At 73.8% G+C, this 12472-nt stretch carries 11 protein-coding genes; 6 read left to right on the top strand and 5 right to left on the bottom strand.

What is annotated here, in order from left to right:
- Positions 1 to 14: 14 nt before the first annotated feature.
- Complete coding sequence (locus DSM104299_RS16845) at positions 15 to 1517, top strand: CoA-acylating methylmalonate-semialdehyde dehydrogenase (RefSeq protein WP_272472800.1); 1503 nt, start codon at positions 15 to 17, stop codon at positions 1515 to 1517.
- Here DSM104299_RS16845 and DSM104299_RS16850 read toward each other — a convergent pair.
- Positions 1514 to 2557: a S1C family serine protease gene (locus DSM104299_RS16850; protein WP_272472801.1), complete on the bottom strand. Its 1044-nt coding sequence runs from the start codon at positions 2555 to 2557 to the stop codon at positions 1514 to 1516. The genes DSM104299_RS16845 and DSM104299_RS16850 overlap by 4 nt on opposite strands.
- Before the next feature lie 130 nt (positions 2558 to 2687).
- On the opposite strand from DSM104299_RS16850, the gene DSM104299_RS16855 reads away from it, so the two are divergent.
- Positions 2688 to 3740, top strand: a complete 1053-nt coding sequence (locus DSM104299_RS16855) for a S1C family serine protease (protein WP_272472802.1) — start codon at positions 2688 to 2690, stop codon at positions 3738 to 3740.
- Here the strand turns inward: DSM104299_RS16855 and DSM104299_RS16860 are convergent.
- Positions 3737 to 4267 carry a PadR family transcriptional regulator gene (locus DSM104299_RS16860; protein ID WP_272472803.1) on the bottom strand — a complete coding sequence of 177 codons (531 nt, stop codon included), beginning with the start codon at positions 4265 to 4267 and terminating at the stop codon, positions 3737 to 3739. The genes DSM104299_RS16855 and DSM104299_RS16860 overlap by 4 nt on opposite strands.
- A 57-nt stretch (positions 4268 to 4324) precedes the next feature.
- Between DSM104299_RS16860 and DSM104299_RS16865 the strand changes: the two genes are divergently transcribed.
- Genes DSM104299_RS16865 through DSM104299_RS16875 form a run of 3 tightly spaced genes read left to right on the top strand, consistent with a single transcriptional unit; the run spans position 4325 to position 8091 of the window.
- A complete protein-coding gene (locus DSM104299_RS16865; protein WP_272472804.1) occupies positions 4325 to 5794 on the top strand; it encodes an MFS transporter in 1470 nt (489 codons plus the stop codon).
- 10 nt (positions 5795 to 5804) lie between these two features.
- Positions 5805 to 7265, top strand: a complete 1461-nt coding sequence (locus DSM104299_RS16870; protein ID WP_272472805.1) for a carboxypeptidase M32 — start codon at positions 5805 to 5807, stop codon at positions 7263 to 7265.
- Between the two features lie 19 nt (positions 7266 to 7284).
- On the top strand, positions 7285 to 8091 hold the full coding sequence (locus tag DSM104299_RS16875; protein ID WP_272472806.1) for an alpha/beta fold hydrolase: 807 nt from the start codon (positions 7285 to 7287) through the stop codon (positions 8089 to 8091).
- On the opposite strand, the gene yczE is transcribed toward DSM104299_RS16875, so the two are convergent.
- Positions 8045 to 8668 (bottom strand): membrane protein YczE, encoded by a 624-nt coding sequence (yczE, locus tag DSM104299_RS16880; RefSeq protein WP_272472807.1) that lies wholly within the window; start codon positions 8666 to 8668, stop codon positions 8045 to 8047. The two genes, DSM104299_RS16875 and yczE, sit on opposite strands and share 47 nt — an antisense overlap.
- 60 nt (positions 8669 to 8728) lie before the next feature.
- On the opposite strand from yczE, the gene yczR reads away from it, so the two are divergent.
- Positions 8729 to 10177 carry a MocR-like transcription factor YczR gene (yczR, locus tag DSM104299_RS16885; protein ID WP_272472808.1) on the top strand — a complete coding sequence of 483 codons (1449 nt, stop codon included), beginning with the start codon at positions 8729 to 8731 and terminating at the stop codon, positions 10175 to 10177.
- Here the strand turns inward: yczR and DSM104299_RS16890 are convergent.
- The gene (locus DSM104299_RS16890) at positions 10174 to 11664 is read right to left on the bottom strand and encodes a sensor histidine kinase (RefSeq protein ID WP_272472809.1); all 1491 of its coding nucleotides are present in this window, start codon (positions 11662 to 11664) and stop codon (positions 10174 to 10176) included. The genes yczR and DSM104299_RS16890 overlap by 4 nt on opposite strands.
- A 6-nt stretch (positions 11665 to 11670) precedes the next feature.
- Complete coding sequence (locus DSM104299_RS16895; protein ID WP_272472810.1) at positions 11671 to 12378, bottom strand: response regulator transcription factor; 708 nt, start codon at positions 12376 to 12378, stop codon at positions 11671 to 11673.
- Between the last annotated feature and the right edge of the window lie 94 nt (positions 12379 to 12472).

A 12472-nucleotide genomic window follows, 5' to 3' on the forward strand; every position in this document is an offset into this window, starting at 1 on the left:
GAGCCCCACGAATCATGTCCGCCACCGCCACCCGCCTGCTCGACAACTACGTCTCCGGCGCCTGGACGCCCGCCGCCGAGCCCTCCGGCGCGCTCGACGTCACCAACCCCGCGACCGGCGAGGTGCTGGCGCGCGTCCCGCTGTCGGGCGCCGCCGACCTCGACGCCGCCGTCGCCGCCGCGCGCGCCGCGCTGCCCGAGTGGCGCGACGTCTCGACGATCGAGCGTGCCCGTCGCCTCTTCACGCTGCGCGAGCGGCTCGTCGAGCGCCACGAGGACCTCGCCCGCTCGGTCACGGCCGAGATGGGCAAGACGATCGCCGACGCCCGCGCCGAGGTCTCGCGCATGATCGAGATGGTCGAGGCCGCGACCGCGATCCCGACGACGATGCAGGGCCGCATCCTGGAGGACGTCTCGCGCGGCATCGACGCTGAGACGATCCGCCAGCCCGTCGGCGTCTGCGCGGCGATCGTCCCCTTCAACTTCCCCGCGATGGTCCCGTTCTGGTTCCTGCCGTTCGCCATCGCGTGTGGCAACACCTTCATCTTGAAGCCGTCCGAGCAGGTGCCGCTGACGCAGCAGATCGCCTTCGAGGTGCTCGACACGCTCGAGCTGCCGCCGGGCGTCGTGAACCTGGTCAACGGCGGGCGCGAGATCGTCGAGGGCATCCTCGACCACGACGGCATCGACGCGGTGTCGTTCGTCGGCTCGGCGCCGGTCGCGAAGATCGTCTACGAGCGCGCCGCCAAGGCCGGCAAGCGCGTGCAGGCGCTCGGCGGGGCCAAGAACCACATGGTGGTCATGCCCGACGCGGTGATCGACAGGACCGTCGGCGGGATCATCGGCAGCGCGTTCGGCGCGGCGGGCCAGCGCTGCATGGCCGGCTCGGTCGTCGTCACCGTCGGCGACGCCCACAAGCGGCTCGTGCCGGCGCTCGTCGAGGCGACCGGCAAGCTCTCGGTCGGCGACGGCAGCGACGAGTCGGTCGAGGTCGGCCCCGTCGTCTCCTGCGAGGCGCGCGACCGCATCAAGGCCTGGATCGACAAGGGCGTCGAGGGCGGCGCGACGATCGTGGTCGACGGCCGCGGCGTCGACGGCGGCAACGCGGAAGGCGCGTTCGTCGGCCCGACGATCCTCGACGACGTCACGCCGGACATGGAGATCGCGCAGGAGGAGGTCTTCGGACCGGTCCTGGCGATCGTGCGGGCGGAGTCGCTGGACGAGGCGACCGCGATCGTCAACGCGTCCCGGTTCGGGAACGGCACCTCGATCTTCACCGAGAACGGTGCGGCGGTACGCCGCTACCGCCATGACGTCGAGGCCGGGATGGTTGGCGTCAACATCGGGGTAGCAGCGCCCGTCGCCTTCTTCCCTTTCTCAGGGTGGAAGGACTCGTTCCTCGGTGACCTGCACGCCCACGGCAGCGACGCCGTGGACTTCTTCACCAAGAAGAAGACCGTGACCAGCCGCTGGTTCTCAGACGGCCAGGGTCACGGGTCGTACTTCGTCGAGAGCTAGCCGGGGAGCACCAGCTGCGGCACGTCCTGCTGCTGCTGGTCGCCCTGGTCCTGGCTCTGGTCGCCGTAGGGGTCGGCCTGGCTGTAGGGGTCGGCCTGGCTGTAGGGGTCGGCCTGGCCGTAGGGGTCGGCCTGCTGGCTCTGGTCGCCGTAGGGATCGGCCTGCTGCTGGGACGGATCCTGCTGCTGGGGGTCGGCCTGCTGCTGGGACGGATCGACCTGCTGCTGCTGCTCGCCCTGGCCCTGGCTCTGGGCCGAGCCCGACGAGGAGGTCGGGTGCGCGATGAAGTCCTTGACGATGTTGACCGGGATCGCGAAGCCGATGCCCACGTTGCCGGCCTCGCCGCCGCTGGAGGCGCCCGCTGAGGCGATCTGGGAGTTGACGCCCACGACCTTGCCGTCGGCGTCGATCAGCGCGCCGCCGGAGTTGCCGGGGTTGAGCGCCGCGTCGGTCTGGATGGCGCCCTTGATCGGCGTGCCATCGGGCGCGTCGATGTCGCGGTTCAGCGCGGAGACGATGCCCGACGTCAGCGTGTGGTCCAACCCGTAGGGGTTGCCGATGGCGTACACGTTGTCGCCGACCTCGATCGACGAGGAGTCGCCGAGCGGGAGCGCCCGCAGGTTGCTGGCGTCGATCTTGAGCAGGGCGAGGTCCTTGGACGCGTCGGCCGCGAGCACCTGCGCGGTCTGGGCCTTGCCGTTGACGCCGAGCTTGACCGTGACGGACTGCGCGCCGTCGACGACGTGCTCGTTGGTGACGATCTTGCCGTCGGAGGAGACGACGAAGCCCGAGCCGGTGGCCGTGCCCTGGCCGGTCTCGGCCTGGATGTAGGCGACCGAGTCCTTGGCCTCGTTGTAGACCTGCTTGGCGGTCGAGTCGTCGTCAGAGACGGGGCGCGTGCTGTTGGAGGACGCGGGCGCGGCGGAGGCCGTGGAGGAGGAGCCGTGGCCGTCGACCGCGACGGCGGCGAGACCGGCGCCGCCGGCGCCGGCGATGAGGGCGCAGGCGCCGATGGCGGCGAGCTTCGAGGAGGGAGTCATCGATGACACTGTCGGACGTCCTGCTTGCGCGAATGTCAAGGGACTCCAAAGGATTCCTAAGGGACGCTTCCCAGTGGGCTCCCAGGGTCCTCTCGCGATCGCGCCAGCCGCGCGGAGCAGCCTGCTGGCCATGACCTCCAAGCCCGCAGCCCTGATCCTCATGTCCGTCGCCGCCCTGGCCGGCGGCGGTGCCGGCGCCGTGGTCGCGACGACCCGTGACGCGGGCGGCGGGACCGCCACCGCGACCGTGACGACGCCCGCCGCGTCGAGCGGCACGGCCGTGCCCGCCGCGTCCACGACCGACTCCACCACCTTGACCGCGGGCGATATCTACAAGAACACGTCGCCGGGCGTCGTCGACCTGAAGATCGACGCGTCGGCCGAGGGCAGCGGGTTCGTGGTGGACGAGAAGGGCGACGTCGTCACCAATGCCCACGTGGTCGACGGCGCCAAGAAGATCAAGGTCACGTTCGCCGACGGCACGATCGGCAGCGGGCGCGTGGTCGGCACCGACAAGGCCACCGACATCGCGGTCGTACGCGTGACCGGGATCAGCGCGACCAAGCTGCATCCCCTGACGTTCGGCGACTCCGGCGACGTGACGATCGGCGACGGCGTCCTGGCGATCGGCTCGCCCTTCGGCCTGTCCGAGACGCTGACGACCGGCATCGTCAGCGCCCTGGACCGGACGATCACCTCACCGTCGGGCGCGACGATCGGCGGCGCGATCCAGACCGACACCTCCATCAACCCGGGCAACTCGGGTGGGCCGCTGATCGACGCCGACGGCGAGGTGGTCGGGGTCAACGCCCAGATCGAGAGCGACTCGGGTGGCAACGACGGCGTCGGGTTCGCGATCCCGGCCGACACGGTCCGGACGGTCGCGACGGCGCTGATCGCCGGGGAGGCGGTCGCCCACCCGCGGCTGGGCGTGCGGATCGAGGACGGGACGAGGGGTGGCGTGAAGCTGGCCGCCGTCACCGCGGGCGGCGCAGCCGCGGCGGCGGGCCTGAAGGCCGGCGACACGATCACCACCATCGACGGAACGACGGTGGGCGACGCCGACACGCTGGCGTCGCTCATCGCGTCCCACCAGCCGGGCGACCGGCTGCGCGTGACCTACCGGCGCGGCGCGGGCGCTAGCGCGACGGTCACCGCGACGCTGGGCACGGCCAAGAGCTAGGACTTGGTCCGCGACGAGCGGGGCAGCGCGGCCAGCTGGTCGCGCAGCCAGCCCTCCATGACCGGGCTGATGCGCAGGCCGAGGTCGACGGCGGGCTCGAACGGCGAGCTGATGCCGCCCTCCTCGATCGCCTGCTTGATCGCCAACAGGACCACGCGCTGCTCGAGGACATAGTCGAGGTCGCGCTGGAGCGCGATCCGCGCGTCCTCCGGCGCCAGCAGGCGCGGCGCCAGGAACGTGCGCAGCGCCGACTCGTTGCGCTGCTGGCGCGACGGCTCGACCTCGACGAGCCAGCGGCGCAGCTCCTCGCGCCCGGCGTCGGTCAGGGCCCAGGTCTTGCTGCGGCGGGCGCCCTCGGACACGACCTCGACCATCCCGGCGTCCTCGAGCTTGGCGAGCTCGGGGTAGATCTGGCTGTGGCTGGCGTGCCAGGCGTTGCTGATCGACTTGTCGAACTTGCGCGTCAGGTCATAGCCCGTGGCGGGCTCGACGGCGAGCAGACCGAGCATCGCGTGGCGCAACGACATGCGCTCAGCGTACTCCGGATTTGACAGGCAAGACCATACATGTAAGAACTTACATGTATGGTCTCCCTCTCCCCCTCCCGTCAGCGGCTCCTCCTCGCCGCGGTCATGTCCGGCCTCATGCTCGCGATGCTCGACCAGACCATCGTCGGCACCGCGCTGCCCCGCGTGGTCGAGGATCTCGACGGCCAGTCGCTGTACCTCTGGGTCGTCACCGCGTACCTGGTCCCCGCCACGGTCACGCTGCCGCTCTACGCCCGGCTGTCGGACCGCTACGGCCGGCGGCGCCTGCTGCTGATCGGCATGGTCCTGTTTCTCGCCGGCTCGGCGCTGGCCGCCGGCGCGCAGTCGATGGGCTGGCTCGTCGGCGCCCGCGCGGTCCAGGGCGCCGGCGCCGGCGCGCTGGAGTCGCTGTCGTTCATCCTCGTCGCCGACCTCTACGGCGGCCGGCGCAACGCCGCGCTGCAGGGCGCGCTGGCCGGGATGATGGGCTTCGCGTTCATCGCCGGGCCGCTGATCGGCGGCTTCCTCACCGACCACGTCGACTGGCGCGCGTGCTTCACCGTCAACCTGCCGATCGGCGTCATGGCGCTGATCGCGATCGCGACCGTCCTGCCCGCCGAGATCGGCCGCTCCGAGCGCCGCGACGTCCCGCTCGACCTCGCGGGCATCGCGCTGCTCACCGGCGCCGTGTCGCTGCTGTTGGTGGGGTTGAACGAGAAGACCCATGCCGATGCCCTTGGGTCGCTCCCGGCCTGGACCGAGCTGCGCACCGGCGGGCTGATCGCGGCCGGGCTGGCGGTCGGCGTGGTGCTGCTCGTGGTCGAGCGCCGGGCGCCCGCGCCGATCATCCCGCTGCGGCTGCTGGCCGAGAACCGGCGCCTCGCCGCGATCTGCGTGGCCGGGACGTTCGCCGCGTTCGGGCTGTTCTGCGGCGTCCTGCTGCTCCCGCGCTACTTCCAGTTCTCCCGCGGCGTGTCGGCGACGCACTCCGGGCTGCTCGTCTACCCGCTGCTGCTCGGCCTGGTGGTCGCGGTCAACGTCGGCGCGCAGGTCATCGTCCAGCGCCTGGAGTTCCGGACGCCGATCGTCGCCGGCATGGGCCTGATGGCGCTCGGCGCGCTGGGCTTCGCGACGTTCGACGCGTCGACCCCGGACGCCCTCAGCCTGCTGTTCATGGGGTTGATCGGCGTGGGCGTCGGCCCGGCGCTGTCGGGCCTGCAGATCGCGCTGCAGCGCACGGTCGCGCCCGCCGAGATCGGCGCCGCGATGGGGACGCTGCTGCTCCTGCGCCAGCTCGGCGGGGCCGGCGCGCTGGCCGCGGCCGAGACGATCTACGCGACGCGGCTGCACGACGCGGTCGCCGCCGGCGACGGCGCGCGCCAGGCCGCGGCGACCGCCACCGGCGGCGCCGTGTTCGCGGTCGCGCTGGCCGGCGCGGCGGTCGCGTCGATCGCGCTGCTGAGCCTCGGCCGCGGCGCCGGACGCCTCGCCCCGCTGCCGGAGCAGGCAGTGCCGGCGGCCGCATAAGGTGTCCAGCATGCCCGCGCCCATCGACGCCCTTCGCGCCCGCCTCGCCGAGCTCAACGACCTGCGCCTCGTCGGTCAGCTGGTCGGATGGGACCAGCGCACGATGATGCCCCCGGCCGGCGGGCCCGAGCGCGCCGAGCAGCTCGCGACGCTGCAGCGCATCGGCCACGAGCGGTTCATCGCCGACGAGGTCGGTGAGTGGCTCGCGGCCGCCGCCGGCGCCGACCTCAACGAGGTCGACCGCGACATCGTGCGCGTCACCCAGCGCGACTACGACCGCGCCCGGCGCGTCCCGACCGAGCTGGCGGCCGAGATGGCGCAGGCGTCGGCCGCCGGACAGGACGCGTGGGAGCTGGCGCGCGCGGAGGACGACTTCGCGAAGTTCGCGCCCGTCCTGGAGCGCAACGTGGAGCTCTCGCGCCGCTACGCGGCGTGCTTCGACGGCTTCGCCAGCCCGTACGACGCGTTGTTGCAGGACTACGACCTCGGGCTGACGACGGCGCGCATCCAGGAGGTCTTCGGCGAGCTGCGCGCCGCGCTGCCCCCGCTGGTCGCCGAGCGCGCCTCGCTGCCGGCGCCGAAGCGGCTGGAGGTCCCGGTCGCCGCGCAGCAGGCCGCGGTCACGGGCGTGCTGGCGCGGTTCGGGGTCGACCCGGCGTCCTGGCGCGTGGACGTGTCGTCGCACCCGTTCTCCACCAACGTGGGGTTGCGCGACAGCCGGATCACGACCCGCTACGAGGACGGCCAGCTCGAGTCGCTGCTGGCCGCGATGCACGAGTTCGGCCACGCGCTCTACGACCGCCAGACCGCGCCGGAGCTGGCGCGCACGACGCTCGCCGACGGCACGTCGATGTCGATCCACGAGTCCCAGAGCAAGCTGTGGGAGAACCACGTCGGCCGCAGCCCGGCGTTCTCCGGCGTCCTGGCCCAGGAGCTGACCAACGCCGGCTTCCCGGTCAGCGCCGGCGACGTCCACACGGCGCTGACCGCCGTCCGGCCGACGCTGATCCGCGTCAGCGCCGACGAGGTCACCTACCCCTTGCACATCGTCATGCGCTTCGAGCTCGAGCGCGCGCTGGTCGACGGCGACCTGAGCGTCGCCGACCTCCCGACCGCCTGGAACGACGCGACCCGCGACCTGCTCGGCCTCGAGGTCCCCTCCGACGCCGACGGCGTCCTGCAGGACGTCCACTGGTCCGGCCTCGCCTTCGGCTACTTCCCGTCCTACGCTCTCGGCTGCCTGATCGCCGCCCAGCTGTGGGAGACGCTCGAGGCCGACCTCGGCGCCCGCGACGAGGCACTCGCCGCCGGCGACGTCGCCGAGATCCGCGAGTGGCTCCGCGACAAGGTCCACCGCCACGGCCGCCGCCTCGACACGGTCCCGATCGTCGAGGCCGCCACCGGCCGCGGCCTCGACGCGGCACCGTTCCTGCGCCACGTCGCGCGCTCGGCCGCCGCCCCGGCGGGCTGAGCGGGTAGCACGGGCGGACATGGCCGCCCGACCCGATGTCCATCTCGTGCGCCGCGGTGCCGGGCCGCCGCTCGTGCTGCTGCATGGGATCGGTGGTGAGGCGTGCGTGTGGGATCCGGTGCTGGACGCGCTGGCCGAGCGACATGATGTGCTTGCGCTCGACCTCCCGGGCTTCGGCCGATCGGCGCCGCTGCCCGACGGCGTGGAGCCGTCGCCGGCCGCGCTGGCCGCGGCGGTGGCGGAGGTGCTCCACGACCTCGGGCTGCGCGACGCCGTCCACGTGGCCGGCAACTCGCTCGGCGGCTGGATCGCGCTGGAGCTCGCCAAGGCCGGCCGCGCGCGATCGGTGACGGCGCTGTGCCCCGCCGGGCTCTGGGGCGGGCCGCTGCTGGGCGACGGCGAGACGCCGGTCCAGGGCCGCGGCCAGCGCCTCGCCGCGCGGCTGCGCCCCCTGATCCCGGTGGCGCTGCGCAGCCGCCGCGTGCGCCACGCCGTCCTCGCGCCGTTCGTCGCGCACCCGGAGCGCGTGCCCTACCGCGACGCGTGGCGGATGGTGTCCTCCTACGCGCGCGCGACCGCGTACGCGGCGACCAACGTCGCGATGCGCCGCGCGACCCTCGGCGACGTCTCCGGGATCGCCGTGCCGGTGACCGTCGCGTTCGGCGAGCGCGACCGCCTGATCCGGCCGAACCCGCTGGCCGTGCCCGGCGCGCGGACGGTCACGCTGCCCGACTGCGGCCACATCCCGATGTTCGACGCGCCGGAGCTCGTGGTCGAGGTCATCGAGACGACGGTGCGAGCGGGCTCCATCGCGATGGCCCGCTGACGGTCGGCACGGTCAGCAGCGGCACGAACACCTGGGCCAGCGGGCCGATCGCGAGCGCGTAGAGCAGCGTCCCGGCGCCGAACGTGCCGCCGAGCAGGATGCCGGTCGCCAGGACGGTGAGCTCGAGGATCGTGCGGACGGCGCGCAGCGAGCAGCCGGTGCGGGCCGCGAGCCCGACCATCAGGCCGTCGCGCGGGCCGGTGCCGAAGCGCGCGCCGATGTACAGGCCGGTCGCGACGCCGTTGAGCAGGATGCCGGAGAGCAGGAGCACGACCCGGGTCGCGACATCATGGGGTTGATCGAAGAGCGACAACATGACCTGGACGACGAGGCCCAGGACGATGACGTTGCTCACCGTGCCCAGGCCGGGCGTCTGGCGCAGCGGGATCCAGGCGATCAGGAGCAGCGCGCCGACGATGTCGACCCAGAGGCCGGTGCCGATCCCGGTCTGGACCTCGAGCCCCTGGTGCAGCACGTCCCACGGGAAGTTGCCCAGCCCCGAGAGCAGGACGAGCGCGCCGCTGAACCCGTACAGGACGAGGCCGGCGTAGAGCTGCGTGAGGCGGCGGGCGAGCATGGATCCATGGTGGCGGCAATGGCCCTGTACTGGTAGATCCACTTCTGCGAGCATGGCCCCATGGCTCCGACGATGACCGCGCCGTCGCTGGCGGCGCTGCTCGGCGACGAGTGGCGGCGCCCGGGCCGCACGGCGCAGGCGCTGGCCGATGCGCTGCGCGGCATGGTGGTCGACGGGCGGCTGCCCGCTCGGACCCGGATCCCCAGCGAGCGCAGCCTCTCCGACGCGCTCGGGCTCAGCCGCGGCTCGGTGTCCCGCGCGTTCGACCGGCTGCGCGACGACGGCTACCTGGTCAGCGCGCGCGGCGCCGGAAGCTGGCTGACGCTCCCGCCCGGTGCGGGGCCGGCGGCGCCGCCCCGGCTCGCTGAGGACGGCGAAGTGGACCTCACCATCGGGGCGCTGCCCGCCCCCGACCCGCTGCTGGCCGACGCGGCGGCCCGCGCGACGGCCGCGCTGGCGCGCCACCTGCCGGGGCTCGGCTACGCGCCGGCGGGCCTCGGCGAGCTGCGCATGGCGGTCGCCGCGCGGCTGACGGCGCGCGGCCTGCCGACGACCGCCGACGAGGTCCTGATCACAGCGGGCGCCCAGCACGCGCTGCGGTTGGTCTTGGACCTGGTCGTCGGCCCGGGCGACCGCGTGCTCGTCGACGCGCCCGCCTACCCGCGGACGCTCATGGCGATCCGCGCCGCGCGGGCGCGCCCGGTCCCGGTCGCGCTGGCCGGCCGCGGTTGGGACCCGGACGGCTGGGCCGCCGCCGCGCGCGTGGCGGCGCCGCGGCTGGCCGTGACCGTCCCGGACTTCCACCACCCCACCGGCCGCGTGATGCGCGCCGCCGAGCGCGAGGCCGTCGCGCTGACCTGCGCGCGCGCCGGCGCCGTCCTCGTCGTCGACGAGACGTGCGCGGAGCTGCGCCTCGACGGCCCGGCGCTGCCGCCGCCGCTCGGGGCGTTCGACCCGGGCGGCACGGTGATCACCGTCGGCTCGATGAGCAAGGCGGCGTGGGCCGGGCTGCGCATCGGCTGGATCCGCGCGACCGCCCGGGCGGTCCGCGAGCTGGCGACCATCCGGACGGCGGTCGACATGGCCGGGCCGGTCCTCGAGCAGCTCGTAGCGGTCGAGTTGTTGGACAGCTGGGACGCCGTCCTGGCCTCGCGCCGCGCGCTGCTGCGCCTGCGCCGGGACGCCCTGCTCGCCGCGCTCGCCGAGCACGCGCCGTCGTGGTCCGTCGACCGCCCGCACGGCGGCATCAGCGCCTGGGCCCGCCTGCCGACCCCCGACGCGACCCACCTCGCCACCGCCGCGGCCGCCGCCGGGATCCTGCTCTCCCCCGGCCCCGCCTTCTCGGTCGACGGCACCTTCGAGCGCCACGTCCGCCTGCCGTTCACGCTGCCGCCGGACACGCTGCGCGACGCCGTCGGCCGCCTCGCGAAGCTGGCCCGCGAGCTCGGCACCGAGACGCGCGCCGCGCCGACGCCAGTCGCGCGCGACGCCGCGCTGAGCGCTGTCTAGCTCGACGCCGCAGGCGTGACGTCGGTCGCCGCGCCTGGGCGCGAGGCCCCGTCGGCCGGAAGCGTCACCGTGAAGCGCGCGCCGCCGCCCGGCGCGTTCTCGGCCCGCACGTCGCCGTGGTGCTGGGCGACGATCCCGGCCACGATCGCCAGGCCGAGGCCGGAGCCCGCCTTGCCCTGCTTGCGCCCGGCCTCCGCACGCCAGAAGCGCTCGAACAGCGCGTCGTCCTCGTCGGTCGGCAGACCCGGGCCGTAGTCGCGGACCTCGAGCACCTTCGCGGCGCCCTCGTCGCGGACGTCGACCTCGATCGGCGTCCCGGGCGGCGTGTGGACGAGCCCGTTGCGCAGCAGGTTGGCCAGCACCTGGCGGAGCTGGTGCGGATCGCCCACGACGTGGCCGTCGCCGGCGTGGCGCAGATCGATCTCGCGGTCCGGCGCGGTCGCCCGCGCGTCGTCGACGGCGTCGCCGGCGAGCGTGGCCAGGTCGACGTCCTCGCGGATCAGGTCCCGCACCTCGTCCAGGCGCGCCAGCGTCAGCAGGTCCTCGACGAGCACGCCCATGCGCGCGGCCTCGGCCTCGATCCGGCTCATCGCCTTCTCGGTGCCCTCCTCGTCGCGCGCCGCGCCGATCCGGAACAGCTCCGCGTAGCCGCGGATCGACGCCAGCGGCGTGCGCAGCTCGTGCGACGCGTCGGCCAGGAACGTGCGCAGCCGGTCCTCGGACGCCTTCTGCTTGGCGAACGCGTCCTCCAGCCGGTCCAGCATGCGGTTCAGCGCGAGGCCGAGGCGGCCGACCTCGGTCCGCGGCTCGGCCGGCTCGACGCGCCGCGCCAGGTCGCCGCCGGCGATCGCGCCGGCGGTCACGCCGATGCGCTCCAGCGGCCGCAACCCGATCCGGACCAACCACCAGGCCAACGCGCCCAAGGCCAACAGGATGCCCGCGATGACCATGCCCTCGATGCGCAGCAGGCGGTGCAGCGTCGTCTCGGTCTCGGCCAGCGGCACCGCGGCGAAGCGCGTGGCGCCGCTGCGCAGCTTGACGCCGACCACGCGATAGGACTTGCCCGTGTTGGTGGCCTGCACCGTCTTGGGGCCGCCGGCCGTCATGCTCGCCGGGAACGCGGGCTGGTCCGCGGTCGAGTAGCAGCTGAAGCAGGTCGTCGTGTCGGTGCCGCTCGTGTCGCGGATCACCGACCACGTGCCGGCCGCCGGGCCGGGCCCGCGGTCGGCGGGCGGGCGGTTGTCGTCGTCGCCGTCGCTGGTCCCCGGCGGCAGCGCGCCCGCGTCGCCCTGGCCGTAGAGGCCACCGAGGCCCATGCCGCCCGCCGGGCCGCCGCGGCCGGTCCAGCGCACCGCCTGCGTGGCCTGGTCGTCGACCCGGCTCATCAGGAAGTGGCGCTGCTCGGCGTAGGTCACGCCGGCCAGAAGGAGCAGGCCGACCGCGGCGAGCGCCAGCAGACCTGCGACGAGCCGGGTGCGCAGCGACATCTACACCTACGCCCGCGGCGCGCGCAGCGCGTAGCCCACGCCGCGCGCGGTGTGGATCAGCGGCGGCCCGTTCTTGTCGATCTTCTTGCGCAGGTACGAGATGTAGGTCTCGAGCACGCGGGCGTCGCCGCCGAAGTCGTAGTCCCACACCTGGTCCAGGATCTGGGCGCGTGTGAGCACGCGGCGCGGGTTGAGCATCAGGTACCGCAGCAGCCGGTACTCGGTCGCGGTCAGCTCGATCAGCTCGCCGCCGCGGATGACCTCGCGCGTGTCCTCGTCGAGCTCGAGGTCCTCGAAGACCAGCCGCGACGTCTCGGGCTGCGTGAGGCCCGCGCGGCGCAGGATCGTCCGGATCCGCGCGACGAGCTCCTCGAGGCTGAACGGCTTGGTGACGTAGTCGTCGCCGCCCATCGTGAGCCCGCGCACCTTGTCCTCGGTGGCGTCGCGAGCGGTGAGGAAGATGATCGGGACCTGGACGCGCTCGGCGCTGAGCCGGCGGGCGATCTCGAAGCCCTCCATGTCGGGGAGCATGACGTCGAGGACGAGCAGGTCCGGCTTGAAGGTCGCCACGGCCTCCAGCGCGGTGCGGCCGTCGCCGGCGGACTCGACGGTGAAGCCCTGGAAGCGCAGGGCCATCGAGATCACGTCGGCGATGTTCGGCTCGTCGTCGACGACGAGCACGCGGTGGCTCTCGGGCGTGGCGGTGGCGGTCATCACGCGCTCCAGTCTCGGCCCACAACCTCAGAGGTTCCTGGGAGAAGCCCCGGAACCTCCTGCGAGGTCGTGGTGGCGACTGCGAGACGCGACG

The organism is Baekduia alba (assembly GCF_028416635.1).
GTDB lineage: Bacteria > Actinomycetota > Thermoleophilia > Solirubrobacterales > Solirubrobacteraceae > Baekduia > Baekduia alba.